This is a genomic window from Paenibacillus sp. 7523-1 (assembly GCF_002276415.1).
GTDB classification, from domain to species: domain Bacteria; phylum Bacillota; class Bacilli; order Paenibacillales; family Paenibacillaceae; genus Paenibacillus; species Paenibacillus illinoisensis_A.
Genome location: NZ_NPBR01000049.1, coordinates 1 through 273, shown reverse-complemented (window position 1 = coordinate 273; position 273 = coordinate 1). Strand labels below are relative to the sequence as shown.

The following is a 273-nucleotide window of genomic DNA, read 5'->3' as shown; positions in this document are numbered from 1 at the left end:
AAAATCATGGGGCGATCGAGGGGAATTGAACCCCCGAATGCCGGATCCACAAACCGGTGCGTTAACCACTTCGCCACGATCGCCATAATTCAACCTGAGAGTATCTCAGTATTCCCATCCTTGTCTATAATATACATTCTACTATAGATTAAGATGTGAAAGTAATAAATGGTGCCGGCGAGAGGACTTGAACCCCCAACCTACTGATTACAAGTCAGTTGCTCTACCAGTTGAGCTACACCGGCACGGTGTAAAGTGTGGAATTGATTAAAA

2 tRNA genes are annotated in these 273 nt (G+C 45.1%); both read right to left on the bottom strand.

Annotated features, from left to right (window positions below):
- Window positions 1-7: 7 nt before the first annotated feature.
- A tRNA-His gene (locus tag CHH60_RS29475) sits at window positions 8-83 on the bottom strand.
- Between the two features lie 86 nt (window positions 84-169).
- Window positions 170-245: transfer RNA gene (locus tag CHH60_RS29470), tRNA-Thr, on the bottom strand.
- Between the last annotated feature and the right edge of the window lie 28 nt (window positions 246-273).